This window comes from Pseudomonas helleri, assembly GCF_001043025.1.
Lineage (GTDB): Bacteria > Pseudomonadota > Gammaproteobacteria > Pseudomonadales > Pseudomonadaceae > Aquipseudomonas > Aquipseudomonas helleri.
On sequence record NZ_JYLD01000008.1, the window covers coordinates 1 to 24,843 of the forward strand.

Genomic DNA, 24,843 nt, shown 5'->3' on the forward strand with positions numbered 1-24,843 from the left:
TCGGTTGGCACGTACTGATTGGTCGTCGTATTCTTTTTCATGGACTCGCCCTCGCTGTCGTTGGCTTCTAATAGAATGCCACCGTGGCGCACAGACGCCTCGGCTTGGGCGAGTCCATGTAATTACAGGTGTATGCGTACGCCCACACGCTTAATCGCTATACGCAGCACTCAATTCAACCGCCGCGTGTTCGAACGCGGTTTTGATTTCTTCGATTACGTGGTCGCTGTGGTCGAAGGAGATATACAACCGGCCATACGGCGACGGCATGATCAGTACGCCCGCTTCGCGCAATGCCAGGTGCAGGGCTTTGGTAAACGACGGGTTGGCGATTTGCGCAGCCTGTTCGTAGGTGCTTGGGACTACGGCGCCCAACCAGATGCAAAAGACGTTGCCGTAGCCGCTGGTGCTCACGGTGATGCCGTGGCTTTTAAAGATGCTTTCAATGGCGCCACGCAAGGCGTCGCCACGGGCGATGAGTTGCGGGTAGTCAACGCTGTCCAGTTGCGCCAGGGTGGTGGTCACGGCCGCGCAGGCCATGGGGTTGCCGCTGAAGGTGCCGCCGCGGATGACCCGGCCTTCTTCAAACCCCGCGAAGATGTGCGGTTTGGCGACGACCGCCGACACCGGTACGCCGTTGCCAATGGCTTTGCCAACGCTGGCGATGTCCGGGTCCAGGCCTGCTTGCAGGGCCGCGAGGCCCGGGTACAGGCGAAAGCCCATCAACACTTCGTCGCTGATCACCAGTGCGCCGTGCCGGTGGGCCACGTCTTGGACGTGTTTGAGGTAGCCCGGCAAGGCCATGATGCAGCCCGCATTGGCCAGCATCGGCTCCAGAATCACCGCAGCAATGTTGCTGTCTTCGGCAAACAGGCGCTCAACATCGTCAAAGTCGTTGAAGCGCAGCAGGGTGGTGCGCTCTGTAGACGGGCGCTTGCCGTCGCTAAAGCTCGCTTCTTTGGAGGTGACGTTGCCGTAGCTGATGTCATCGAACCAGCCATCAAAACCCGCCGCCATTTTGGCGATTCTGCCGCGACCGGTGTAGGCCCGCGCTGCGCGGCAGGCCAGGTGCACCGCTTCGCTGCCCGAGTTGGTGAAGATGACTTTGCTCAACTCGCCGGTGTGGTTGGCCAGCGCCGTCGCCGCGCCATGCTCACGCACATGGGCCCAGGACGGCGCCGCGCTGTCGCTCAGTGCCTGCACGACCGCCGCATTGACGGCGTCATTGGAGTGGCCCAGCAACACCGCCCCGAAGCCCAACGCGGTGTCGATGTATTGGCGGCCCTGGTCATCCCACAGGTAGGCGCCTTTGCCGTTGCGGATAAACAGTTTTTCACCCTTGAGATCAGGCAGGATGCGGGCTGCGCTGGAAACATCACCCACTAGATTCGGCATAAAAACCTCTGAATTTGGACAAGCGTTACCCGTCCCGGGCTGTTGGGCCCGGGAAGGTGTATGGCATGGGTTATTGTTGTTTGATTTTTAGTTTTTCGTTGCGTCGTCGCAGGACTTCGAGGGTCAGCAGCATCAATACCGACAAAATGACCATGATGGTGGCGACTGCGGCAATGTTGGGGCTGATGTTTTCTCGAATGCCCGAAAACATCTGCAAGGGCAAGGTGCGCTGTGCCGGGCTGGACAAAAACAGCGTGACCACGACTTCATCAAACGAGGTGGCAAACGCAAACAGCCCGCCCGAGATCACGCCGGGGGCAATCAGCGGCAGGATCACTTTGAAAAATACCGTCAGCGGCGGCGCACCGAGGCTGGCGGCGGCCCGGCTGAGGTTGTTGTCAAAACCCTGCAACGTCGCGTTGACGGTGATGACCACAAACGGTACGCCGAGCATGGCATGGGCCAGCACCAGACCGGTGTAGCTGTTGAGCAATTGCAGCTTGGCAAAGAAGAAATACAGGCCGACCGCAACGATCACCAGCGGCACGATCATGGGCGAAATCAGAAACGCCATGATCACGCCCTTAAAGCGGAAGTTGCCCCGGCACAGCCCCACGGACGCCAGGGTGCCGAAGATCATGGCCAGTGCCGTGGCGGCGGGGGCGATGATAAAGCTGTTTTTAAAGGCTTGACGCCACTCCTGGGACGACATCAGTTCTTCGTACCAGCGCAACGAAAACCCGTCCATGGGGTAGGTCAGGAACGATGACGAGTTGAACGACAGCGGAATGATCACCAGCACCGGGATAATCAAAAACAGCAGCACCAACAGGCAGACCGTCACCAGACCGAAGCGGGCCAGTTTTTCGGCTTTGGACGCATAAGGCGCCATGGTTATGACCTCGCCTGGTTAGGGTGGGTAAGTTTGCCGTACACCCCATACAACAACAGGGTGGCAAGCAGCAGCAGGCTGCCGAGTGCAGACGCCATGCCCCAGTTAACGGTTTTATTGGTGTAGAACGCGACGAAGTAGCTGACCATCTGGTCCGCAGCACCGCCCACCAGGGCCGGGGTCACGTAGTAGCCAATGGCAAGAATGAAGGTCAGCAAGGCGCCGGCAGCCAGGCCCGCGAAGGTCTGCGGCACGTACACCCGCCAGAACGCAACAAACGGGTGAGCGCCCAGCGAAATCGCCGCCCGCACGTAGTTGCCGGGGATGTTTTTCATCACGCTGTACAGCGGCAAGATCATGAACGGCAGCAGCACATGGGTCATCGCGATGATCACCCCGGTGCGGTTGAACACCAGTTGCACCGGCGCGTCGATAAGGCCCAGAAACATCAACGAACGGTTGATCAAACCATCGGACTGCAACAGCACCACCCAGGCGGCGGTACGCACGATCAGCGAGGTCCAGAACGGCAGCAGCACGCAGATCATCAGCAGGTTGCTTTTGCCCTCGGGCAAGGTGGCCAGCCAGTACGCCACCGGGAACCCCAGCAGCAGGCATAGCAGGGTGACCACGGCGCCGATGGCGAAGGTGCGGGCAAAAATGTCTACGTAGATCGACTGGTTAGGGTCGGCTTTGACGATGTTGCCGGTGGCGGAGTCGATACGGTGGTCGAGGGCGGCCAGCAAGAAGTAAGGCGTCAGTGGTGCCGATGCCTGCTTCAGGGCCTTCCAGTAATTAAGCTCGCCCCACGAACTGTCGATGGCAATCAGCGCGTCGCGTTTGGACGCCACGTCGCTGGCCGGCAGGTTGCGCAGGGTTTTGCTGATGAGGGTCCGGTAAGCCGGGATTTCATAGCTCAAGCGCTTGGCCAATGCGCCGATCTGGCCGTTCTCTTTGGCGTTGGCCAAGTCGATGACCAGCGCTTCGAAGGTGTGTTCGTTGGGCAACGATTTGCCTTTCCACAGGGCCAGGGCCTCAACGGTGGCCGGCAGCGCGGTGTTTACATCGGGGTTATCGACGCTGCGCGAGAGCAGGGTGCCGATGGGGAAAGCAAAGCACACCAGCACAAACAGAAACAGCGGTGCGATCAGCAGCAGGGATTTGAACTTGTAAGAACGTTCGGACTTTCTGAGCTTGGCCCTGAGAGTGGGCGTCTGCTCCTGGGTCTGGCCGGATTGATTGACGGCGGACTGACTCATGATCGACATCTCAGTGCTTGGTCACGTCCAGAGCGCGGATGTGCTCTGGTGACCAGGAAAGTGAAATCGAACTGCCAACCGTCCAGCTGTTGTTCATGTGCGAGGCCGGCAGCTTGACCATGAAGTTCGGCTGCCCGGCAATTTCGGTGATCATGCGCACGTGGTCGCCCAGGTAGATGTATTCCTGAATGCGCGCGGTCAGCGGCGTGCTGCCTGCCGGGCCGACCACCACCCGCTCGGGGCGGATGCACAGGGCCACCTGGTCGCCCGGCTGGCACTCGGCCACCGGCACGGCGCGGATCAGGCTGCCGTCATCCAGGCGCGCCACGGCATAGTGCTCGTCGCAATACATAAAGGTGCCGAGCAGGGTGTTGTTCTCGCCGATAAATTGCGCCACGAAGCTTTTGTTCGGGGCCTCGTAAATGGCGGTCGGGGTGTCGATCTGCTGGATCACGCCGTCGTTGAACACCGCCACGCGGTCGGACATGGTCAGGGCTTCGCTTTGGTCGTGGGTCACGTACACCACGGTCAGGCCCAGTTGCTGGTGCAGGTGCTTGATTTCCAGTTGCATGTGTTCGCGCAATTGCTTGTCGAGCGCGCCCAGCGGTTCGTCCATCAGTACCAGCTTGGGGTCAAATACGAGCGCACGGGCCAGGGCGACACGTTGCTGCTGGCCACCCGACAGTTGCGCGGGGTAGCGTTTTGCGAAATCGGTGAGTTTCACCATGTCCAGAGCACGGCTGACTTTGTGCTTTTTGTCGACGCTGTTCATTTTGCGGACAGAAAGCGGAAAGGCCAAGTTTTGCTCAATGGTCATGTGCGGGAAGAGCGCGTAGTTCTGGAACACCATGCCGATGTTGCGCTTGTGCGGCGCAAGGTTGTGCAGCGGCTTGTCGTTCAGGTAAATCTCGCCATGGGTCGGCGTTTCGAAGCCGGCCAGCATCATCAGGCTGGTGGTTTTGCCCGACCCGGACGGGCCCAGCAGGGTGACAAATTCGCCTTCTTTGATATCGAGGTTCAAATCCTTGACCACGGGGCGTATGCCGTCGTAAGTCTTCTGAATATTTTTAAAACTGACCAAGTGTTTCACGTAACCATCCTCACTTGAGAGCAGGCGCACAGCATCTTCGCCAGTGCATGCTCGCTCATTATTCTGAGAGGCACCGGCGCGCAGATAACGTCGTGGACCTGCCACCGGGGAACCGGTGGCAGGGTGACCAAGAGGCGGGGGTTTACTTCTGGGCGACCCAGGCGTTGAAGCGCTCGGTCAGCGGTTCGATGTTCTCAACCCAGAACTCGACATCGATAGGGATCGACTGCGCAAGGTTTTCCGGGGTGGTTGGCAGGGTGTGCTTCAAGTCTGCCGGAACAAATTCGTTGGCGTTCTTGTTGGTCAGGCCGTAGGCGATGTACTTGGGCAGCTTGGCCTGTGCTTCTGGCTTGCTCGCGAAGGCGATGAAGTCCATGGCTTGGTCTTTGTTCTCGCTGCCTTTGAGCACGGCCCAGGAGTCGATGGCCGATACGCTGCCATTCCACAGGAACTTGAAGTTTTTGCCTTCGTTGGTGTTAAAACCGGTGATGCGGCCGTTGTACGACGAGCTCATCACGATGTCACCGGCAGACAGCATTTGCAGCGGTTGTGCTGCGGCTTCCCACCACACGATGTCCGACTTGATGGTGCCCAGTTTGTTGAAGGCACGATCGACGCCTTCCGGGGTGCGCAACACTTTGTACACGTCGGCAGGTTTGACCCCGTCAGCAATCAGCGCGAACTCAAGTGCGTATTTAGGGCCTTTGCGCAGGCCGCGTTTGCCCGGGATTTTTTCCAGGTCAAAGAAGTCGGCCCACGAGGTCGGTTCGGTCTTGAGCTTGTCACCGTCCCACGACAGGCCGGTGTTCCAGACGATGTTGCCGACACCGCAATCGCTCACGGCTTCCGGAATAAAGTCAGCTTTGTTGCCGATTTTGGCCCATTCAATTTTTTCATAGAGCCCTGAGTCGCAGCCCAGCACAAGGTCTTCACCTTCTACTTCAACCACGTCCCAGTTAGGCTTGCCGGCTTTGACTTTGGCGTCGAGCACGCCCACTCCGCCATCCCAGCTTTGGTCGAGTACTTTTTTGCCGGTTTGTTTGGCGAAAGGTGCAAAAAACAGCTCGCGCTGTGCGTCCTGAAAGTTGCCTCCCCAGGAGACAATCGTTAGATCACGGGCAGTGGCAACTTGGGAAGCTGCTAAGCCAATGAGGGCAAGTCCATATGCTGCAACAGCGTGGCGTGATTTATGCATTATTAGCCTCTACGCAGATGTTGTGTTTCAGTGGTAAAAATTTTTACCACTGGTGATGTCTCCAGGCAAGCTTTATTTTCGCTGACGGTTTAAACCCTGAATCGCCCGATAAACGGTAAGCGATTGTTTTCTCACGTCTAAAATTTAAAAAAGACTGACAAACCCAACTGTCGGTGTTTTTTTTAGCTAGAGTAATAAACGTTTTCTTCAGGGGTGAGCCTGTTTGAAACCGTGCTACTTTGCTGCGCCTGGAGTGTGCAACAGGATACGGGATTACCCGACCTGGTGCGTTTAAGTTGCCTTTACCGTGTAAGAAAATTCGGCAGTTCAAGGTCCACATTAAACTTTGGCCCGCTCGGGTGCCGTTTAGCTAAGGAATTCACCGTGACAGAAACATCGGCGACAGGCCGAAGCCCGCATATCCGGGAAGAGCTCCCTGAAAGCCCGCCAGAGGTTTTGGAGACCGCCACCGTAGGCGCAAGGCTCAAGGCATTACGACAAAGTCGAGGTCTCTCGATCAGGGGGCTGGCAGAGCTGGCCGGTGTGCCGCATGCCACGCTTTCGATTATCGAGCGGGATAAATCCAGCCCGTCTGTGAGCATCCTCAAGCGTTTGCTGCGGCCCTTGAACGTCACCCTCAGCGTGTTTTTTTCCGACTCGGCGGTGGTTGACCGCGCCGTGTTTTACAAAGCCAATGAGCTGGTCGAACTCGCTGATGGCAAGAAGCTATCATACAGGCAAGTGGGAGCGAATCTCGAAAATAGTTCGATGATGATCCTCCATGAACGTTACGAACCGGGTGCAGACACCGGTGAAGAAGGCGAAGAGCTGTATTCCCACGACGCCGAAGAGGGCGGCATCGTCATTGAAGGGCGTTTGGAAATGACCGTGGGTGATGAGATCCGCGTGTTGTCGCCGGGGGATGCCTACTACTTTGACAGCCGTTTGCCGCACCGCATGCGCAACCCGTTTGATGAAGTGTGCATTGTTGTCAGCGCCGTCTCACCGCCGACCTTCTAATCTCTAAACAGGGGCAGCTGTCGTGGCTGCCCCTTTTGCGTGGTGGCGTGCTAAAAAGCCGCTACTGCGCCGTCAGACCTTGGGTCTGCTCCGCCTTCAACGCTACCATCGGTGGACCTGAACGCGCACCCGGCATGCCCGCAGGTTTCATCGAAGTCTTCGAGCAGTTCGATCTCGTGGCCCATTTCGCGCAAGCGTTGCACCGTGTCCGCAGCGAAACGGTTTTCCAGCTTTAACGTGTCGGATGACTGCCCCCAGGTTCGCCCCAGCAACCAGCGCGGCGCACTGACTGCCGCCTGGGGGTTGAGCCCATGCACCACGGCGCGGGTAAACACGGCGCACTGGTTTTGCGGTTGGCCGTCACCGCCCATGCTGCCGTACACCATCACCCGGCCATCGTTAAGGTGAGCCAAGGCCGGGTTGAGGGTATGAAAGGGCTTCTTGCCCGGTTTCAGGCAATTGATGTGAGCCGGATCAAGAGAGAACGACGCCCCACGGTTTTGCCAATTGACGCCGCTGTCCGCCAAGACAATTCCCGAACCGAACTCGTGATAAATGCTCTGGATCATGGAGACGGCGTTGCCGTACTGATCAATCACGCCCATCCACACGGTGTCGGCGGGGCCCTTGCCAGCGCCCCATGCCGCCGCCTGATGCGGGTTGATGCGCCAGGCCAGATCATCCAAAACAGGGCGCTGTAAAAAGCTCGCAGGGTCGACCTGCATGTGCAAGGGGTCGGTGATGTGTGCGTCACGCACCTTGAACGCCTGTTTGGTCGCCTCGACAGCGGCATGCACGTAGTCAGGCCCGAACGGGTCAGACGTGCTACCAGTGACGCGGTCCATCAGCCCGAGAATCAATAGAGACACCAGCCCTTGGGTGGGCGGCGGCATGTTGTAGACCCGCCCCAGGCTGTGCTCCAGCATCAGCGGACGGCACTCGATGGCTTGATGTTGCTGGAAGTCGGCCAGGCGCAGCGGACTGCCTGCGGCCTGAAGCGCGGCCGACATCTGCTGCGCCAGGTCGCCACGGTAAAAGTCGGCCAGCCCGGCGTGTGCCAGTTGATCGAAGGTCGCCGCCAGGCTCGGTTGCCGGAACAGGCTGCCGACCTCGGGCACTTGACCTGCGTGTAGAAAAGTCTCGGCAAACCCCGATACATCGCGCAGCTCGCCCGCCTTGGCGAGGGTGCTGCGGTGCTGACTGGCGGTCACCGGGACGCCATGGCGGGCGTAGAAAATCGCATCTTCCAGCAGGCGCGGCAGGGGGATGTGTGCGCCCACCTCGCGTGCGGCCACCTCCAGGCTGCGTTCCCACGCGCTGACCGTGCCGGCCATGGTCAGCGCCGCATCCGGCCCGCGAAACGGGATGGCCGAACGGCCCTGATAATGGTTGGCGCTGATCCCTGCTGCGGCCTTGCCACAGCCTTCCACGCCGATGAGGGTGGGGCCGGTCGGCGTGGCCAGGGACATCAGCCAGAAGCTGTCGCCACCGATCCCGTTCATATGCGGGTAAGCCACGGCAATGGTGGCCGCCGCAGCGACCATGGCTTCGACGGCATTGCCGCCTTCGCGCAAAATAGCCAGGGCCGATTGTGAAGCCAGGGCGTGGGGCGCCACCGCGATACCGCGCCGGCCACGGACGGAATTAAGCATCGTGTTTCTCCAGTACAAAACCCGTGCAAACCGCGCCCGGCCGTTACTGCCGGGCGCGGCGTCAGGCGGCCCTAGAAGGCGTAGTTAAGCTCCAGACGGTTCTGGAAGAAGTCGCTCTTTTTCGGCGAGGTTTGCACCCCCACCCAATCAGTCACGCTCAAGCCCTTGAGGGCGCCGTCAAACGAATAAATGCCATACAGCAGGTATTCGGACTGGTTAATGCTGCTGGTACCGGCGGTCGGCGTCAGGTCCATGTACGAGTAGCGCGTGCCCACATACAGGTTTTGCGTGGCGCTGGTGCTCACATCCAGCGAGTAGGCGTTACCGGAGCCCAGATCCTGCGGGCTGGTGAAAAACGGCGCCGCAAAGTAAGGGCCACCGGCGGTGTTGTGGGCATACGGGGTGACCAGGCTGCCATTGTTATAAGCATTGGGCGCTGCCTGGATATGGTCATAGCCCAAGGCAACCTTGTAAGCCTTGTAGTCCACGCCCAGTTGCGCGCCGAGAGTGGTGCTGTCGACCTTGCCGGCCAGTTCACGCCCGTCACCTGTTCCGCGCATGTATTGAATCCCGGCATTAGGCCGCCAATCGCCCGTCACTTTGGCCACGTGAGCCTCGCCGTAGTTCAGGTTGGTGTAGTCATAGTAATGCTCGTGCCATAACTGGCCGCTGTACTTCAGATCGCCGATGGTCACTGCACGACCGCCGCCGATCACCGCCACGCCTGCAGTTTCTTCGGTGGTGGAATAGGTGTTGGTTTTGGAGAAACGGTCGTCGCCCCAGCCTTTCCAGCGATAAAAACGAGCCAGCGACAAGAAGTTGTCTTTGTCACCGTAGTGCACGTTCAGGCCTTGAAACAGTATCGGTACATTTCGCCAGTCGTAATCACTGATAAAGGGCAGATCGACGCGCTGGTTACCGGCGGTGATTTTAAAGTCATCATGTTCCCAACTTATATACGCCTCGCCCACGTTGGCCACATCGGTACCAATATCGGGAAAAGTACTGGCTTTATCATCGGGGCGATTGATTGTGGTTTGACCAATCAAACTTGCGCCCAATCGGAAACCGTTCAGTGCCGCTGTTTCATACTTGATAAAACCGCCATAGCCCACGGTGTCCTGATTCAAGTGTTTGACGAAGTAGGCGTTGGTGTCGGTGTAGTAACGCAGGCGCAGCGCGCCGGAAACTGTGCCTTGGGTCAACATGTCTGCCAGGTCGTCAGCCTCGGCGGACGTGCCCGGTGCATCAGCCATAGCCGCGTTACTTATTGCGCTCAACATGAGAAAGCCGCCAAGACCAATAACGTGAGTGATAGCCGAAAAACTGCGAGGCGCCATTAGAGTGCTCCAAATAATTAAATAGGTTCGCGCTGTCTGTTCCAGCCAGCGTCTTAATGGCAGTTTTTGCGTTTAACACTCAAAGTTATAAATAGCTTTTACGTTCATTCAGCCATGCAGCCGATGACCGTGATCATCGACCTGACATTACAGACTGCGACGTTTTTATTATGTAAATGCAACAGCGATCAGTGCGCCGTGGAGTCCGGCTTATTGGCAAAATGCTCCATGGAAAACGCTGATACTTCTTCCAGCAACGTCACTATTCGAGTGGCTGCACGTTTAACCAGTATTTCGCCGCGTTCGGTATCTGCCGCCGCCGCATTGCCACACGCGCCGCTGGGGTGGAGGTCCTGGGCTTGCCAGCCGAAGCCTACGGCGCCTTCGGGGGACAGCATGCCGCCTTTCTTTTCAAGCCCCACCGACAGCGATTCCCAATGCTTGGCGTGGGCCATGTCCACCAGGTCGCCGTGCAGGTACAGCATCATGCTGGTTTCGACTTCCCCGGCATGGATGCCGTGCTTGAGTTCATGCTTGTTGAACAAGTCGCCCATCTCGGTCACGGAGTACCAGGCGCAACCGACCGCCATCATCCCCAGCTCGATGCGCAAACGGCGGCACACGACCTCCATGATTTGCGGCTGACCGCCGTGGGCGTTGACGAAAACAATCTTGCGCACACCCGCCCGGTACGCGCTGTGCGCGACTTCAAACCAGAGCTGGGCCAGGGTGTCGGCAGAGATCGTCAAAGTGCCGGGGTAGTCGATGTGTTCATCGGACTTGCCGATCGACAAGGTGGGCAGCACCAGCACCGGGAAGTCCTCGGTCATGTTGCGAACAGCTTCTTCGATAATGCCGTTGCTGATCGCGCTGTCCACTTTGACCGGCAAGTGCGGGCCATGTTGTTCCACCGCGCCCACCGGCAGCACGGCCACGATGTTGTGCATGTCCAGGCGGGCGAAATCCAGTGCCGTCAGGTCCCACCACCAATGTGATTTCAATTTCATGCGTTTCACTCCTTCAAGGGCTATGCCGTTGCCGCCATCAGCGACACGTGGGCAGACACAATTCGCCAACCGGCGTCAGTGCGCAGCCAGGTCTGGCTTTGTCGACCCACTACGGCGGTGTTTTCTCGTTTGAATTCCAGGTTGCAAATGGCCACGGCGTCGCCGAAGCAGGTGATTTCACGCCGCGTCACCACGCGTTTGGGCGAGCCGCCCGTGCGGCCTTTGCGAAAGTCGCGAATGGCGTCGATGCCGTACAAGTTCTCGCCCACGCCATAACGCAGGGTTACCGGCGAATCGCAAAACAAGCCATCAAGGGTTTCCAGGTCGTTGTCCATCAGGGCCGTTTCATAACGATCACACTGGGCCGTGACTTCGCTGAGCACCTGCGCCGAATCGACAGCGAAGGGGCCGATAGTCAGTTGTTGCATCACTCGCACCTCGTATCAGAAAGACCTTTGATCAGCTCTGTGGACTGGGCCACGAACCCGAAGCACTGGCGCGTGTTGTACACCGCCGCTGCCATGCAATACGCAGGTGAGGTGGTAGCGCAGCAGTCTTCGAGCAGAATGCAGTCATAACCCGCCGAGTTGGCATCTTGCAGGGTGTAGAGCACGCACTGGTCGGCATTGACCCCGGCGAACAGCAGGGTGCTGACCTGCAGATTGCGCAGGATGCTGTCCAGATCGGTGTCCTTGAACCCTGACATCCTGAACTTGTTGACCTGAACATCGCCTGCTTCGACGGTCAGCTCATCCACCACCTGCGCCGACCAACTGCCGGCCTGCAAGACCGCCGCTCCGTTGCCGGGCAGCGGATCACCCAGGCCCACCCCGCGACCGTCGGGGTTGTATACATGCAAGACCGCAGGCGGCAGGTTGAGCCGGTCGGGCCGATTGCCCCAGTTGACCCACACCACCGGCACCTGATGGGCCCGCAGCACCGGCAGCAGTGCCTGTAGCGGCTGAATCGGGCGGCGTGCTGGCGAAATGTCGACACCGATAGAGCTCAGCCAGCCCTCGGGGTGGCAAAAGTCGTTCTGCATGTCGATGACCAGCAGCGCGGTTCTCGTCAGGTCAAAGCGGATCTCGCGCTGGTTGTCGGTCACACTGATCGGTCTGGGCTCTGCACCCTTGCGCACCATGTCGACCGTCTTAGCGCTCACCTGCCAGGCGCCAGCCGGGCTGGCCCCCAGTTGCACCAGCGTTGCAGCGCGAACTCGTTGCGTCATGCCTGGCCACCACGCAGTACCAACAGGTCTTCGGCGTCCAGCTCAACGCGTGTGCCGGAGCGAATCAGCTCGGCAAACCCTTCGTTGGGGGTCATCACGGTGAGGGTGTAGAGCTTGTTCGGGCCGGTGTTGCGAATCACGTGTTCGCTACCAGGGCGCAATAACAAACTGTCACCTTTGCGGATGGGCAGTTGCTCACCGTCCGACACGGCCACGCCTTCACCCGACAGCACAAAGAAGAATTCGTGGGCGAGGGTGTGGGAGTTCGGCGGCGTGGCGCCGCCGACGTTAAAAATCTCGATCACGAAAATCGACTCCACCTGATCCTTCGCCGGGTCGAACAGCACCGCAAAGTAGTTGGTATCCGTTGGACTGATCCGGAAAACTTCAGCGGCCTGTGCCTGCTGAAACGAAAAGCTTTTCATGAGGGTTCCCTCTGCTGATGGCAGCCTGGACTCGCCGGGAGCTGCTGTCGATGTCAAGCCGATGATGGACGCGAAAAAGCTGCATTAAAAGCATCAAATTCTTGATAGGGTGTTGCCTTTAAGTTCACACGGAAATACTCATGCACAGCCGCATCCTCAACTACCTCGACGAGGTCGTACGCACCGGTTCCATCCGTCAGGCTGCCGAGCGGTTGCACGTCTCTGCCTCGGCCATCAGCCGCCAGATCATTGCCCTGGAAGACGACCTTGGCACCCCGATCTTCAACCGTACCGCCCGCACCCTGGTGTTGACCGCCGCCGGAGAAGTGCTGATCCGGCACATCCGCGACACCTTGAAAGACATGGCGCGCACCCAGGCTCTGATCGATAGCCTGAAGGGCCTGCGGCGCGGGGAAGTCACCCTGTGTTTCATGAGCGGTTTGGCGGCCAGCCTGATCCCCGGCGCCGTATCGCTGTTTTTGAAGAAAAACCCGCGCGTGACCATCAAGTTGCAATTGATGACCACCGGCGAGGAAATCCTCGAAGCGGTCGCCTCCGGGGCGGCCGACCTGGGCGTGGGTTTTGATTTTGCTACCCAGCCGGGGTTGATCCACTTGAGCCACTCCATTGCCCGCCTGGGCGCGGTGATGGCGCCGGATCACCCCTTGGCCGAGCGCTCGACCCTGCGCATTGCCGAGTGCATGGACTACCCGCTGATCCTGGCGGATGGCACCACCGCCATTCGGCCCTATCTGGACCGCGTGTTGTCCAAGGCGCCGCCATCGTTGACCACCTGCGTGGAAACCAACGCCATTGAAACCATGCGCAGCCTGGCGATGTCCGGCCACTTCATCACCTTTCTGACCCTGTTCGACATCGACTCCGAGCGCCAGCAAAAGCGCCTGGTGTATATCCCCGTGCAGGAATTCACCCAAAAGCCCCAGAGCCTCATGCTGGTGGGCAAAGAAAAAGGCATGTCCGCCATGGCCAGCGTGTTTGCCGAAAGCCTCAAAGTGGCGCTCTTGCGCACCACCGAAACGGGGTGAAAGGTGCCCTGTCGCGCAGCTAACAGGCCACTGTAGTCGCTGACGAGGTACGAAGGCTGCGATCGGCTGCGTGCAGCCGTAAAACCATCCACCTCGGTATTCTTGGGTACATATCCATTGTTGCGGCAACGGCCACTTAGGGTTCCGGCCTTACGCCGCGTTACTTTGAAAAATCAAGATCAAAAGACAGATCAAGATCAACAGATCGCGAGCAAGCTCGCTCCTACAAAGTTTTTAGAATCAATAACTTATTCTGTGTTTGATAAGAGTGGCCGTCCCGTCTTCGACGACGCGCTGTCGCGCAGCAAACAGGCCACCGAATATTTTCAGCATCCCCCAATCGGTTCCCTCTCCTTCGGGAGAGGGCTAGGGTGAGGGGGCTCTTAGATCAAGATCAAAAGATCGCGAGGCAAGCTAGCTCCTACAAGGTCTTTAGAATCAATCACTTATTTTATGTTTGATAGGAACTGGCTAGCCGTCGAATTAGCTCGAGATCTGAGCCGGCTCGCGCGACAAACGACAACCCCAATGGCGCACCTTCCAGGCTGCCCAATGGCAAGGTGATTTGCACCAGCCCGGCATGGCCCGCCACCGACAGCAAGGTCAGCGCCGCGTTGCGGTACTGTTCAAGCCCCGATTGTGCTGCGGTGCGCAGCGGCGCAGGCCCCGGCGCGGTGGGGTAAACCAGTACCGTACCGTCTGCCAGCACCTGCTGCAGCCCTTCACGGATGGCGGTGCGCTGGTTGCGCGCACCATTGAAGGCCGCTTCGCTCAGTTGGCTCGCCGCCTGAAACCGCTCGTTAATCCCCGGGCCAAAGGCAGGCTGTCGCCGAGTAATCCACTCACCCAGCAAATGCCAGATTTCATACCCCTGATGAGTACGAAAGATCGGCAGCAAGCTGTCGCGTGTTTCAGGGTCGAACAGCACCCGTTGTTCACACCCTTGCGGCAGGTAAGGCCGCAAGGCTGCCTGCACCGGGGCACTGCACAGCGCCCATAAATCGGTCGGCGCCACCCAGCGAGCCGGTGCCCCCGAAGCAACTGGCTCGCACAGCGCGTTAGCCAGCCGCGTCAACGTGGCCAAATCGCGGGTGAAAAAACCCGGCACGTCGTAACTGGGCGCCAGGCCCAGCATGCCTTGCGGCGAAAACAGCCCATGGCTCGGCCGCCAGCCCACCAGCCCGCAAAAGGATGCAGGCAGGCGCACCGAACCGCCGGTGTCGCTGCCCAGGCCGATATCGGCCCGGCCAGCCGCCACGGCTGCCGCCGATCCCGATGACGACCCCCCGGGCACCCGGTCGACTGCCGCCGGGTTGATCGGGGTGCCATACCGACTGTTGACGCCCATCAAGCTGTAGGCCAGTTCGTCCATGTGGGTTTTGCCCACGATGGAGGCACCCGCTTCCAGTAGACGAACCACCGCGTCAGCGTGGGCCTGCGCGGGCGTCTGGTCTTCGGCGTATTCGGGGTTGCCGGCGCCGGTGATATGGCCTGCAATGTCGAAGTTGTCTTTCACCGCCACCCGCAGCCCGCCGAGCGTTCCCGCTGGGGCCGGATGCACGAGCGCATTCGCGAACAGTGATGTGAACGGATCACAAATCTCAGTCATGGTGTCGATCTCGTCAGGACGCCAGAAACGGCAGTTCGATAAACGACCCATCCGCACCGCCCAAGCGGATGACGATGGTAGTCACCAGCGCCTCCACGGCCGGGCTGGTCATCGGGTTTTGCCCGGTGCCGGGGTTTATCGGGTGGGCCGGGAAATCACTGGCAGCAATCGACAGGCGAATCCGCTCCCCAGGCTGCAAGGTCACGCAGGTCGCCACCATTGGCACTTGAACAGGCGCCTCAGGCACTTGGCGAAGGTGCACATAACCACTGCTCAGCGGCTGCGCGACACCCGACGGCAGCACCCGGGAGAATACGCAGGACACATCAAAACTGCGGCGGTCGCAGGTGGCACTCAGGGTGGCTGCAAGATCACCCGCCAACACCAGCGGGCTGGACAGTGCTGGCGAGGTGAATGTCAGGACGTCGCCCCGGTAGTCCACGGCGCTGCGGTCCACCGGGCCGGGCACCGCACCGAAGCAGCCGCCCACCGCTGGCGCCGGGCGCCAGGGGTCATGCACCACGCATTCGCAGCCAGGCTCAACCGGTTGATCGGCCAATGTGCCCGCTTCAACGTCCATGCTCGCTCGCCCCGTGCCTTGCAGGTACAGCGCACGCTGTTGGGTGGGCCAGTCGGCGAAGGTCCGCCACTGCAAAGTGCCCATGTCGAAGAGACGAATGCGGCTCTGCTCGGCGGGGGCAATGCCTTTGAGGTGCTCATCAAAAAACGCGATGTGCAGGGCGTCGGTGTTCAAATCGGCCTCGGGCCCGAAGTCTACGCCGCCCACATGACGACGCCACGGAAAGTGCAGCCACGGGCCCACCACCAGGCGCAGGGCAGGGTGCTTGAGCCGCGTCAGCTCATGGAACGCCGCCAGCGTGCCGTTGATAAACGTATCGAACCAACCGCCGATCAACAGGGTGGGCAAGGCGCGGGCGGCGATCTGTTCGGCCTTGGCATAAGGTGAGATCGCGGCCCAGTTGGCATCGTCGACGGGCCATTGGCGCCAGTCCTGGTAATGCGATTGCTCGGCGTGTTCGGTCAGCACCGAGGGTTGCGCCGAAACGGCCTGCTGCCAGTCGGGCGCAGCGGCAAATGCCTTGTGCTGGGCATAACCCTGAGCATCGCCTTGGCGGCGTGAGGCTTCGGCGCTGATTTGCACGCCCCATTCGACCATTTGCTTGAGCTGCATGGCGCCGTTTTCGTACATCCAGCCACGGCCAATGTCCCAAGGGGCCATGGCCGGTGCCACGGCTTTGAGCGACGGGCAATCGCCTGTGGCTGCGAGCAATTGCGCGCAGCCTTGGTAAGAAAACCCATACATCCCGACCTGACCGTCAGAACCGGGCAATTGCGCGGCCCATTCAACGGCAGCGGCGCCGTCGGCTTCTTCGTGACGGCCCGGGTGGAACGTCCCTTCGCTGGTGCCACGGCCGCGAATGTCCTGCACCACCACGAGGTAGCCATGGGCGGCATACCAGGACGGATGCGCGTAACACAACGTGCAAGCGATGCGCCGCCCGTAGGCCTGACGCATCAACAGCACCGGGAAGCGCCCCGTGCCAACCGGACGATACACATCGGCGTCCAGCCGGACGCCATCGGCGGTGGTCATCGACAGCGTTTCAGGGGCCTGAACCTCAAGCAACCCTGGATAGATGAACGTAGAACTCATGATCGCGTGAACCTCGCAGCAACACGTTTCAGGCAGCGCCCCAGTGCCAGGGGCGGTGCGGTCAGGGAATTAACGCCAGCCCCGGATCTTGCCGGGGTTGAGCAGCCCGGCCGGGTCAAAGCGGCGCTTGAGCACCAGCACCTGCGGGTCAAGCACGCCCCCGTGTTTGCCGTCTTCGAGATGGAACACGTGCGGGTCGTCGATCCGGATGCCGCAACTGCGGTGAGCCGCCATCACCGCCTGGAGGCGCTCTGGCGTCTGGTAGCGCACCAGCGGCATGCCCACGCACAGCACGCGGCCTTGTGCGTCACGAATGAATTCGAGGTGGCTCATCACTTCGCCGGGCTCATGCCACTGGGCGATGGCCTGCAGTTGTTGCCAGGTCTCTCCATACGCGTAGCCGGTCTGCAGGTAGGTGAGGTTCTTGTCTTCTTTCAACGCGTGAAGCGTGGTGTGGTTCCAGCAATATTCCAGCAGTGTGTGGCCGGTTTCCCGTACCTCGGCGGCGGTTTTGGCCACGGCAATATGCCCGCCAAAGCTTGCCAGCAACTGTTCCAGCGGCTCACGGCCTGCGGGCGTCAGTGCGGTGATTACGGCATGTTCGTCGGCGCTGCGGTATGCGCTCAGATCCGTGAAGTAATTGACCACGCCGGCCTCGAAAAAGGCGATGTTGCGCTTGCTGATGGCGGGGCTTTGCGCGAGGGCTTCGGCGCAATGAAACGCGGCGTCGGCACTCGGGAAGCTCAACAGGTACTCGTCCCATTCTTGCGCTGGCGCCACGGCAATCTCCAGCTCCAGGACGATGCCGTTGGTGCCATAGCTGTGGTTGAGCAGCAGCAGTTCGGGGCCGCGTATGTCGATAATCTGTGGCTCGGCTTCGACGGTGAGAATGCGCGCAGCCAGCAAGGTGCCATGGGCGGCCAACGGCCCGTAGGTGATCGAACCGATACCACCGAAACCACCCGCGAACAGACCGCCCAGTGTCGCCATGCGGTAGGTGGACGGCATGCAGCGCAGCTCCCGGCCATTTTCACGCAGCGCGTCTTCCAGTACCGCAAGGCGGACTCCTGCCTGGGCGCAGACCACATCGTCGCGCACCCACTGCACGTCGCTCAGGCCGCCCATGTCAATCACCAGCCCGCCCTGCAAGGGCACGGCCTGACCGTAGTTGCCAGTGCCGCCCCCGCGCAGGGTCATGCCGATGGCCGCTGCGCTGCAGGCGGCGACGATCTGGCGCAGTTCTTCAACGTTACGCGGCTTGACCGCCAGGTCGGCCACGCAGTCCGCCAGATCGTTCTTCAGGATCGGGCTGAACCAGTGAAAGTCTTTGGACAGGCGTTTGAGTTGGAACGCGCTGCTAATCCAGTCCAGCTCGGGCAATGCTGCACACAAGGCCTGGACGCGAGTTTTTTGATCAGTCATGAACACACCTGCAAGGAGAGATTGAAAAGGTCACGCGCCACGGTCGGATTCACTGTCGTGCCAGCGCCCGATGGCCTTGTTGGACAACAGCGACATCCCCGCAAACAGCGCGATACCGACCACAGAAATCAGGAACAAGGCTGCAAACATGCGCGGGATGTTGAGCTGGAACCCGGCCTGCAAAATCTGATAGGCCAGCCCCGTGTTGGTGCCGCCGGTGCCGGCGACGAACTCGGCCACCACGGCGCCGATCAGCGCCAGGCCGCTGGAGATGCGCAGCGCGGCAAAAAAGTAGGGCAACGCCGTGGGCACCCGCAGGCGCAGCAGCACTTGCAGGCGACTGGCGCGGCGCAGCTTGAAGTACGCCAGCAGCCCCGGTGACACACTGCGCAGCCCCAGTGCGGTGTTGGAAATGATCGGAAACACCGCCATCAACGTGGCGCAGAGCACCATCGCCAGGGTGGTGTTGCTGACCCAGATGATGATCAACGGCGCCACCGCCACCACCGGCGTGACCTGTAGCAGCACGATGTAGGGGAAAAACGCCAGTTCAATCAGGCGGCTCTGCACGAAGATGAACGCCACCAGCACGCCGATCAGCACCGACAGCACGAACGACAGCGCGGTGATTTTCAGCGTGAACAGCAGCGCAGGCCCGAGCACGCCCCAGTCCTGAATCAGCGCGGTGAACATCATCACCGGCGTGGGGATCAGGTAGGCGGGCACCTTGAGTGCCGTGAGCACCAATTGCCAGGCGACCACCAGAACGATGGCAATCACCAACGGGATGATGATGCGTTGCCGGGCCGGATTGGCGATCCAGGGTGTGGCTTTGACAGAACCGCTCATGAGGCTGACTCCTGACTGGCGGCCACCAGTAAGTGATGTAAATGCATGGCGTATTCACTGAAGCGTTTGGAGAGGCGAAACGACTCGTCGCGCGGGAAGGGCTCGTCGATCTTGATGTCGGCGACCACGCGTCCCGGACGCGCCGCCATGACGATCACCCGTTGCGACAAAAACACCGCTTCGTGAATGGAGTGGGTGACGAACATCACCGTCCACTGGTGGCGCTGCCAGAGGTCCAGCAAGTCGCTGTCCAGGGCGTTTCGGGTGATTTCGTCCAGCGCCCCGAACGGCTCATCCATCAGCAGCAAGTTGGGCTCGACCACCAGCCCGCGAGCGATAGAGGCGCGCATCTGCATGCCGCCGGACAACTCCCGGGGCAGCGCATCGGCGAACTTCTCCAAACCCACCCGTTGCAGCGCAGCCGCCACGCGACGGTCGGCTTCCCGGGGCGGCACACCTTCAAGCTCCAGGGGCAGGCGCACGTTTTTAAGCACGCTGTTCCAAGGCATCAGGGTGGCCTCCTGGAACACATAGGAGAGGTGTTTGCCGGTGCTGGCCAGCTTGTTGACCGGCTTGCGCCAGAGCAACAAGCGCCCGTCGCTGGGTTCGATCAACCCGGCGACCATCTTGAGCAAGGTGCTCTTGCCGCAGCCCGAGGGGCCCAGGAGCGTAATGAACTCGCCTTCAGCAATGCTCAGGTTGACCGGGCGCAGTGCCTGGGTGCCATTGGCATACACCTTTTCGACCGACAGCGCTTCAATGGCCATCGGCACGCTGGCGGTTGTCATGGTGGGTGCGGGGGGCACCAGAGAGGCAATCTTCATGGCATCACCGGTGCTTGCTCGATGAAACGGGTGGTGTACGTCTGATCCAGCGGCACCTTCGTGCCATCGATCAAACCGTACTGCACGGCCATGTCCCAGGTCTGCTTCATACGCGCCGGGGTGATGACGCCGATACCGCCGGTCTGTGCATCGCCGCCGGTCACCAGGCCGGTGCTGCGCAGTTTCTGCACCGAGTAATCAAGCTGGTCTTCGGTCATGGCGGGGTTGGCTTCACGAATCAGCTTGTTGCCGGGCGCCGGGTTATCCAGGTAGTGCTTGAAACCCAGCATCGAGGCATGCACAAAGGCCTTGAGCGCGTCGGGGTGCGCATCGGCCCAGCGGCTGTCACAGGCAATGGAGTTGCCATAGGGCGGGTAGCCCGCCTCGCTCAGCGGGTAGACCTTGAACGTGGCGCCAGCCTTGGTCAGTGAGTAAGGCTCAGAGGTCAAGTAACCCTGTTGCGCCAGGTTGTTGTCGGCCATGAATGGCTGAACGTTGAAGCTGTAGGGGCGGGTGTGTTCGTCGCTGAAACCGAGTTGCGATTTCGCCCATGGCCACCAGCTGGAGTGCACAGAGCTGGAGATCAGGATGGTTTTGTTGCGCACATCCTTGAGGGTCGCGACATCATCATGGGCAATCACCACGACCGGGTCATGCTGGAAGGTCGCGCCCACCATGACCAGCGGCACGCCTTGCTGACGCGCCGAAAAGATCGCGATGTCTTCACTCAGGATGCACTGCGCCCGGCCAGCCGCCAGCAGTTGAATGGCATTGACCTGCGGCCCGCCCATTTGCACGCTCACATCGAGGCCTTCTTTGGCGTACAAGCCTTCTGCCTGGGCCTGATAGAACCCCCCATGTTCGGCCTGGGCGTACCAGTTGGTCATGAAGGTAAAGGGCGTGGCAGCCTGGGCCTGGCTGCCCAGGCACGCTAGGCCGGCCAGCAGGATCAAACGATTTCGGACCTTGGATTCAAATCTCATGCTCAGCGAGCTCCTCAAGTGGGATAAGGCGACTTCAAGATTGACTCTGGGTGTGGTCGGTACTGCATTTACCGACCCGCTGGCGTCCTGGTGGGCACTGTTGGGTCTGGGTCGAACTCGGTTATGGCGATGTCTGAAGCCACGAGGCGGCGCTCATGCCAGCCCCCGCAGATACGTGGTGAAGGCCTCGGGCACGTGTTCACCGTGCAGCACGCTGCGTGCGGTGTCGGCAGGCCAGCTGTAAGGGTCGGTGCTGTGCAGCAGCGTCAGGTGGGCGGCCTTGCCCGGCAGGTCGGCGCCATGCCCTGCGCGGCTCAGCCAGTCGGCGCGGCACACGGTTTGCGACCAGGTGTCGAATACGTCATCGAGCTGCGCACTCAGCACCGCCAGTTGCAACGTGCTCAGCGGGTCGTAGTTGCCGATCGGGCAAAAGGCGTCTTGCACGTTGTCACTGCCCAGCAGCAACGCAATGCCCCGCAGGCGGGCCTCTTTGAGCAGGGTCAGGCCGCGCAGCCTGGGGGTTCGGCCATGCACGGCGTCTTGCAGATACAGATTGGTTGCGGGCAGCGCGACGAGGGTAATGGGCGCTCGGGCGACGTCATCCAGGGTGGCCTGGGCCTGAGTCTCTGGGTAGGTCGAAAGCGCACAGGCGTGGCTGCAGACGATCCGCCCGGGGAACTGCATGGCCGTGGCCGCACGGGCAACGGTTGCCAGCCCGCACGCCGCGCTGTTCAGTTCTTCATCAATGTGCAGGTCCAGATCTAGCCCGGCCTCGGCGGCACAGGCCAGCAGGTTGTGCAGCGCCTGCGCATTGAAATTGCTGCTATGGATAAACGCGCCCAGCACGCTGCGCGGGGCCTGGGTGTCATTGGCCAGGGTGTGGGCAATGCGCTGCGCTACCGTCTTGTCGGCCAACAGTGGCAGCGGCAACAAGGCCACTTGCTCAAGATGAAAAGACGTGTCCTGGGCCAGCTCGCGGATCACCTGCCAGGCGGTAGGCGTTTCGGCACTCCACCAGTCGAGGTGGGTACGCAGGTGCGTCACTCCCTGGCTGCGGGCTTGCCCGAGCGCACGGCTGGCGCGCTGGCGCAGATCTTCCGGGGTCCAGAAAGCGCGATCAGCCTGGGTGGCTTCAATGGCCCCCAGCAGGCCTGGGGTTATCGCGCCCAAGCGACGGCGGGTGTAGGTTTTGTCCAGGTGCGCGTGGGGCTCAACCAGGCCGGGCAGAGCGAGTGCGCCCAGGCAGTCGAGGCCCTCACCGGGGCCGCTGGCCGGTTGCACGCGGGTCACGATGCCGTCGTCGATATCGAGCCGTGCCGTATCAGGCTGTCCCGCTGTGCGTGGCCAGGTCGCAGGCAAGAGCCAGGCGGGAAGGCGAAGATTAGTGAGCTGCAGGGCCATCGCTAGAGCTCCAGTGTCAGGCTGTCGGAATCACAGCCGGCACAGCACAGGGCAACGTATGACTGGCGATCCTCGTCGGTCAGGCATTCATCTTGATGACGCGGGCGACCGTCCTGCCAACCCACCACACAACTGCCACACACCCCTTGTTCGCACACGGTTTCGCAGGCCACGCCGTTGACGCGCAGGGCATCGATCAGGCGCTGTCCGGCGGCGACTTCAATCTCCCGGCCGCTGGCCGACAACAACAGTCGGTAGCCGTGTTCGCCACCGGTGCTCACGGCGCTGGCGCTGAAGTGCTCTTGATGCCAGTGGGCGTCTGGCAGCGCCGAGTAATGCGCCTGGACCGCCTGCATGAAACCGTCCGGGCCGCAGCAGTACACATGGGCGGCGTTGTCCGGCAGCTCAAGCGCACCTTGGCTGCTGTAGCTCACGGTCACGCAGTCGCGCCACGGCCCTTGCTCCAGCAACGGGGCAAAGAGCAGGTCTTCACGCTGACGCACCCTGGCGATCAACTGAAACGCTGCACCCGAGTGATGCAAGCTGTGCGCCATGGCGATCAGGGGGGTCAGGCCGACCCCGGCACCTACCAGCACATGCAGGCCCGGCTCGTGGGTCAGTGCAAACAGATTGCGCGGTGCACCGATGCTCAGATCGCTGTTGATGTGCGCCAACTGATGCAGCGCTCGTGAACCGCCACGGCCATCGACTTCGTGCTTGACCGCAATCTCATAAAACCCGGTGTGCGCGGGGTCGCTGCACAGTGAATAGGCTCGCCGCACACCCGGCGCGATCTGCACCTCGACATGCGCGCCAGCACTGAAAGGCGGTAGCGGGGCACCGTCGCGACGGGCCAGACGCCAGCAGTCAATAGTTGGCGTCAGTGCGTAACGGTGTTGAACGAAAACTTGGACATCAGCGGCTTTTGACATTTTTTGACCAATCGGTTTGATCGAATGGTTTGTAAAAAGCAATGTCTATGCCAGCGCCGCTGCGTGACGTTTTTTGAGGTGTGAAGGGGGGAGGGTTTAGCGGTTTAGACCGGCACCAATGAGCACAAAATTGACCAGTTCATCGAGGATTTCTGCGCGCAGCTCCGGCACTTGCAGGGATTGCCCCAGCACGCGCTCCGCTTGCAGGGCGTAATCGGCGTAGTACTGGGTCATCGCCCAGATGTGCATGAGGAACAAGCGGGGGTTGAGGGCGCGTATTTCGCCGGCATCCAACCAGCTCTGGATGCGCTCGATGCTCTTCTCGGTCCAGGGCGTCGCGTTCTCCCAGAAGGGCTGCAGGCGATGCCCGCCGCTGATCAGCTCGTGGGTGAAGACGCGGGACAATTCCGGTTCTTGCAACGCCAGATCGAGCTTTTTGCGTACGTAGTCGGCGATCACTTGCGCGGGCGTCTGGCTGTCTTTGTCCAGGGAGAACAGCGCGGCCCACTTGATGTAGATCTGTTCGAGAATCGCGGTGTAGAGCTGTTCTTTGTCTTCGATGTAGTAGTGCAACTGAGATTTGGTCATCCCGGCGCGTTTGGCAATGGACTGCGTCGAGGCGCCGTTGAAACCGTGCAGGCTGAATTCACTGATAGCGGCCGCGCGGATATTGTGAAGAACTTCCTGACGACTCAATTTGGCGGTTGCGGACCGCTTCTTAGGCTTCTCGATTGCATTCATTTAGTGCACCCGTGGCAAATTTGATGATTTTTTGAACCATTCCAGAGCAGCTCGGCGCGTTGCCGCGTATTGCCCGGAATCTGGCCTAAGCGTACCCATTAAACGGGGCCGGGGCGAGGTCGGTGCACGCCAACCCTGTAACCACGGTGCTGTGCATACACGCCAGGAACAAAAGATCGCGAGGCAAGCTCACTCTTATCAAACATAAAATAAGTGATTGATTTTAAAAGACTTTTAGGGTCGAGCTTGCTCGCGATCTTTTGATCTAGATCTTGCTTTTGATCTTGATCTAAAAGGCCCCATTAAACCACGCTGGCCGAACGCAGGTTTTGCGCAGTGGGTAACCCGGCAGGACGCCGGGTTAGCCGCGACACGGCCATGGATGGCCGATCGCGGCGGGCCTACGGAGCAAGGCCTGTGGTGAGGGCATGCCGAGCCAAAGCGAGGCACCGAGGGGTAGGGGCAAAAGCGTTTTGGTTACTTTGCCGCTTTTTGCAAAGTGACGCGGCGTAAGGCCGGAACCCTAAGTGGCCGTTGCCGCAGCAACGGATATGTACTCAAGTCAAGAGCAACCCTCACCCTAGCCCTCTCCCGAAGGAGAGGGAACCGATTGGGGGATGCTGAAGATATTCGGTGTCTGTTTGCTGCGCGACAGCGCGGCGTCGAAGACGGGGCAGCAACTCCTATCAAACACAAAATAAGTGATTGATTCTAAGGGCTCTGTAGGAGCGAGCTTGCTCGCGATCTTTTCATCTTTATCTAAGAGCCCCCCTCACCACGCCTCTCCCGAAGGAGAGGGAACCGATTGGGGGATGCTGAAGAATTCGCTGTCCTGTTTGCTGCGCGACAGCGCGGCGT

22 protein-coding genes are annotated in these 24,843 nt (G+C 60.4%); 2 read left to right on the forward strand and 20 right to left on the reverse strand.

What is annotated here, in order from left to right; translation table 11 throughout:
• Window positions 1-150: 150 nt before the first annotated feature.
• The 5 genes from TU84_RS14000 to TU84_RS14020 all read right to left on the reverse strand — a co-directional run bounded on the left by TU84_RS14000 (window position 151) and on the right by TU84_RS14020 (window position 5,831).
• Window positions 151-1,395, reverse strand: coding sequence for an aspartate aminotransferase family protein (locus TU84_RS14000; RefSeq protein ID WP_048369891.1), 1,245 nt, complete (start codon window positions 1,393-1,395; stop codon window positions 151-153).
• A 70-nt stretch (window positions 1,396-1,465) separates the two neighbouring features.
• On the reverse strand, window positions 1,466-2,287 hold the full coding sequence (locus tag TU84_RS14005; RefSeq protein WP_048369894.1) for an ABC transporter permease: 822 nt from the start codon (window positions 2,285-2,287) through the stop codon (window positions 1,466-1,468).
• A 2-nt stretch (window positions 2,288-2,289) separates the two neighbouring features.
• The gene (locus tag TU84_RS14010; protein ID WP_048370355.1) at window positions 2,290-3,546 is read right to left on the reverse strand and encodes an ABC transporter permease; all 1,257 of its coding nucleotides are present in this window, start codon (window positions 3,544-3,546) and stop codon (window positions 2,290-2,292) included.
• 10 nt (window positions 3,547-3,556) lie between these two features.
• Entirely contained in the window at window positions 3,557-4,660 is a 1,104-nt protein-coding gene (locus tag TU84_RS14015) for an ABC transporter ATP-binding protein (RefSeq protein WP_206541197.1), read from the reverse strand.
• 118 nt (window positions 4,661-4,778) lie between these two features.
• The gene (locus TU84_RS14020) at window positions 4,779-5,831 is read right to left on the reverse strand and encodes an ABC transporter substrate-binding protein (RefSeq protein WP_048369896.1); all 1,053 of its coding nucleotides are present in this window, start codon (window positions 5,829-5,831) and stop codon (window positions 4,779-4,781) included.
• Window positions 5,832-6,215: 384 nt separating this feature from the next.
• On the opposite strand from TU84_RS14020, the gene TU84_RS14025 reads away from it, so the two are divergent.
• The gene (locus TU84_RS14025; protein ID WP_082148724.1) at window positions 6,216-6,851 is read left to right on the forward strand and encodes a cupin domain-containing protein; all 636 of its coding nucleotides are present in this window, start codon (window positions 6,216-6,218) and stop codon (window positions 6,849-6,851) included.
• A gap of 50 nt (window positions 6,852-6,901) precedes the next feature.
• On the opposite strand, the gene TU84_RS14030 is transcribed toward TU84_RS14025, so the two are convergent.
• The 6 genes from TU84_RS14030 to TU84_RS14055 all read right to left on the reverse strand — a co-directional run bounded on the left by TU84_RS14030 (window position 6,902) and on the right by TU84_RS14055 (window position 12,503).
• On the reverse strand, window positions 6,902-8,503 hold the full coding sequence (locus TU84_RS14030; RefSeq protein ID WP_164488142.1) for a gamma-glutamyltransferase family protein: 1,602 nt from the start codon (window positions 8,501-8,503) through the stop codon (window positions 6,902-6,904).
• A 71-nt stretch (window positions 8,504-8,574) separates the two neighbouring features.
• Window positions 8,575-9,759 carry an OprD family outer membrane porin gene (locus TU84_RS14035; RefSeq protein ID WP_157403799.1) on the reverse strand — a complete coding sequence of 395 codons (1,185 nt, stop codon included), beginning with the start codon at window positions 9,757-9,759 and terminating at the stop codon, window positions 8,575-8,577.
• 272 nt (window positions 9,760-10,031) lie between these two features.
• Entirely contained in the window at window positions 10,032-10,850 is an 819-nt protein-coding gene (locus TU84_RS14040) for a creatininase family protein (protein WP_048369899.1), read from the reverse strand.
• Window positions 10,851-10,870: 20 nt separating this feature from the next.
• A complete protein-coding gene (gene hpxZ / locus TU84_RS14045; RefSeq protein WP_048369901.1) occupies window positions 10,871-11,278 on the reverse strand; it encodes an oxalurate catabolism protein HpxZ in 408 nt (135 codons plus the stop codon).
• Window positions 11,278-12,078, reverse strand: coding sequence for a cysteine hydrolase family protein (locus TU84_RS14050; RefSeq protein WP_048369903.1), 801 nt, complete (start codon window positions 12,076-12,078; stop codon window positions 11,278-11,280). Before TU84_RS14050 ends, hpxZ begins: the two co-directional genes overlap by 1 nt.
• The gene (locus tag TU84_RS14055; RefSeq protein ID WP_048369905.1) at window positions 12,075-12,503 is read right to left on the reverse strand and encodes a cupin domain-containing protein; all 429 of its coding nucleotides are present in this window, start codon (window positions 12,501-12,503) and stop codon (window positions 12,075-12,077) included. Before TU84_RS14055 ends, TU84_RS14050 begins: the two co-directional genes overlap by 4 nt.
• A 140-nt stretch (window positions 12,504-12,643) precedes the next feature.
• Between TU84_RS14055 and TU84_RS14060 the strand changes: the two genes are divergently transcribed.
• Window positions 12,644-13,549, forward strand: coding sequence for a LysR family transcriptional regulator (locus tag TU84_RS14060; RefSeq protein ID WP_048369907.1), 906 nt, complete (start codon window positions 12,644-12,646; stop codon window positions 13,547-13,549).
• Window positions 13,550-14,000: 451 nt separating this feature from the next.
• Here the strand turns inward: TU84_RS14060 and TU84_RS14065 are convergent, their stop codons facing one another.
• The 9 genes from TU84_RS14065 to TU84_RS14105 form a co-directional block, all read right to left on the reverse strand.
• On the reverse strand, window positions 14,001-15,158 hold the full coding sequence (locus TU84_RS14065) for an amidase (RefSeq protein WP_048370366.1): 1,158 nt from the start codon (window positions 15,156-15,158) through the stop codon (window positions 14,001-14,003).
• Window positions 15,159-15,171: 13 nt separating this feature from the next.
• Window positions 15,172-16,833 carry a CocE/NonD family hydrolase gene (locus tag TU84_RS14070; protein ID WP_048369909.1) on the reverse strand — a complete coding sequence of 554 codons (1,662 nt, stop codon included), beginning with the start codon at window positions 16,831-16,833 and terminating at the stop codon, window positions 15,172-15,174.
• 69 nt (window positions 16,834-16,902) lie between these two features.
• Entirely contained in the window at window positions 16,903-18,255 is a 1,353-nt protein-coding gene (locus tag TU84_RS14075) for an FAD-binding oxidoreductase (RefSeq protein ID WP_048369911.1), read from the reverse strand.
• Window positions 18,256-18,285: 30 nt separating this feature from the next.
• Window positions 18,286-19,104: an ABC transporter permease gene (locus TU84_RS14080; RefSeq protein WP_048369913.1), complete on the reverse strand. Its 819-nt coding sequence runs from the start codon at window positions 19,102-19,104 to the stop codon at window positions 18,286-18,288.
• Window positions 19,101-19,928, reverse strand: coding sequence for an ABC transporter ATP-binding protein (locus TU84_RS14085; RefSeq protein ID WP_206541196.1), 828 nt, complete (start codon window positions 19,926-19,928; stop codon window positions 19,101-19,103). Before TU84_RS14085 ends, TU84_RS14080 begins: the two co-directional genes overlap by 4 nt.
• Window positions 19,925-20,911, reverse strand: a complete 987-nt coding sequence (locus TU84_RS14090; protein ID WP_048369915.1) for an ABC transporter substrate-binding protein — start codon at window positions 20,909-20,911, stop codon at window positions 19,925-19,927. The genes TU84_RS14085 and TU84_RS14090 overlap by 4 nt, the downstream gene beginning before the upstream one ends.
• Window positions 20,912-21,064: 153 nt before the next feature.
• Window positions 21,065-22,312 (reverse strand): amidohydrolase family protein, encoded by a 1,248-nt coding sequence (locus tag TU84_RS14095; protein WP_048369917.1) that lies wholly within the window; start codon window positions 22,310-22,312, stop codon window positions 21,065-21,067.
• Window positions 22,313-22,314: 2 nt separating this feature from the next.
• Window positions 22,315-23,244 carry a PDR/VanB family oxidoreductase gene (locus tag TU84_RS14100; protein WP_048370370.1) on the reverse strand — a complete coding sequence of 310 codons (930 nt, stop codon included), beginning with the start codon at window positions 23,242-23,244 and terminating at the stop codon, window positions 22,315-22,317.
• 96 nt (window positions 23,245-23,340) lie between these two features.
• Complete coding sequence (locus TU84_RS14105; protein WP_048369918.1) at window positions 23,341-23,985, reverse strand: TetR family transcriptional regulator C-terminal domain-containing protein; 645 nt, start codon at window positions 23,983-23,985, stop codon at window positions 23,341-23,343.
• Window positions 23,986-24,843: the final 858 nt, after the last annotated feature.

What these genes read in the sequence shown, in the direction of transcription:
- TU84_RS14000 (WP_048369891.1), bottom strand. Translation starts at nt 1,395, where the DNA reads ATGCCGAATCTAGTGGGTGATGTTTCCAGCGCAGCCCGCATCCTGCCT.
- TU84_RS14005 (WP_048369894.1), bottom strand. Translation starts at nt 2,287, where the DNA reads ATGGCGCCTTATGCGTCCAAAGCCGAAAAACTGGCCCGCTTCGGTCTG.
- TU84_RS14010 (WP_048370355.1), bottom strand. Translation starts at nt 3,546, where the DNA reads ATGAGTCAGTCCGCCGTCAATCAATCCGGCCAGACCCAGGAGCAGACG.
- TU84_RS14020 (WP_048369896.1), bottom strand. Translation starts at nt 5,831, where the DNA reads ATGCATAAATCACGCCACGCTGTTGCAGCATATGGACTTGCCCTCATT.
- TU84_RS14030 (WP_164488142.1), bottom strand. Translation starts at nt 8,503, where the DNA reads ATGCTTAATTCCGTCCGTGGCCGGCGCGGTATCGCGGTGGCGCCCCAC.
- TU84_RS14035 (WP_157403799.1), bottom strand. Translation starts at nt 9,759, where the DNA reads ATGGCTGATGCACCGGGCACGTCCGCCGAGGCTGACGACCTGGCAGAC.
- TU84_RS14040 (WP_048369899.1), bottom strand. Translation starts at nt 10,850, where the DNA reads ATGAAATTGAAATCACATTGGTGGTGGGACCTGACGGCACTGGATTTC.
- hpxZ (WP_048369901.1), bottom strand. Translation starts at nt 11,278, where the DNA reads ATGCAACAACTGACTATCGGCCCCTTCGCTGTCGATTCGGCGCAGGTG.
- TU84_RS14050 (WP_048369903.1), bottom strand. Translation starts at nt 12,078, where the DNA reads ATGACGCAACGAGTTCGCGCTGCAACGCTGGTGCAACTGGGGGCCAGC.
- TU84_RS14055 (WP_048369905.1), bottom strand. Translation starts at nt 12,503, where the DNA reads ATGAAAAGCTTTTCGTTTCAGCAGGCACAGGCCGCTGAAGTTTTCCGG.
- TU84_RS14060 (WP_048369907.1), top strand. Translation starts at nt 12,644, where the DNA reads ATGCACAGCCGCATCCTCAACTACCTCGACGAGGTCGTACGCACCGGT.
- TU84_RS14065 (WP_048370366.1), bottom strand. Translation starts at nt 15,158, where the DNA reads ATGACTGAGATTTGTGATCCGTTCACATCACTGTTCGCGAATGCGCTC.
- TU84_RS14070 (WP_048369909.1), bottom strand. Translation starts at nt 16,833, where the DNA reads ATGAGTTCTACGTTCATCTATCCAGGGTTGCTTGAGGTTCAGGCCCCT.
- TU84_RS14075 (WP_048369911.1), bottom strand. Translation starts at nt 18,255, where the DNA reads ATGACTGATCAAAAAACTCGCGTCCAGGCCTTGTGTGCAGCATTGCCC.
- TU84_RS14080 (WP_048369913.1), bottom strand. Translation starts at nt 19,104, where the DNA reads ATGAGCGGTTCTGTCAAAGCCACACCCTGGATCGCCAATCCGGCCCGG.
- TU84_RS14085 (WP_206541196.1), bottom strand. Translation starts at nt 19,928, where the DNA reads ATGAAGATTGCCTCTCTGGTGCCCCCCGCACCCACCATGACAACCGCC.
- TU84_RS14090 (WP_048369915.1), bottom strand. Translation starts at nt 20,911, where the DNA reads ATGAGATTTGAATCCAAGGTCCGAAATCGTTTGATCCTGCTGGCCGGC.
- TU84_RS14095 (WP_048369917.1), bottom strand. Translation starts at nt 22,312, where the DNA reads ATGGCCCTGCAGCTCACTAATCTTCGCCTTCCCGCCTGGCTCTTGCCT.
- TU84_RS14100 (WP_048370370.1), bottom strand. Translation starts at nt 23,244, where the DNA reads ATGTCAAAAGCCGCTGATGTCCAAGTTTTCGTTCAACACCGTTACGCA.
- TU84_RS14105 (WP_048369918.1), bottom strand. Translation starts at nt 23,985, where the DNA reads ATGAATGCAATCGAGAAGCCTAAGAAGCGGTCCGCAACCGCCAAATTG.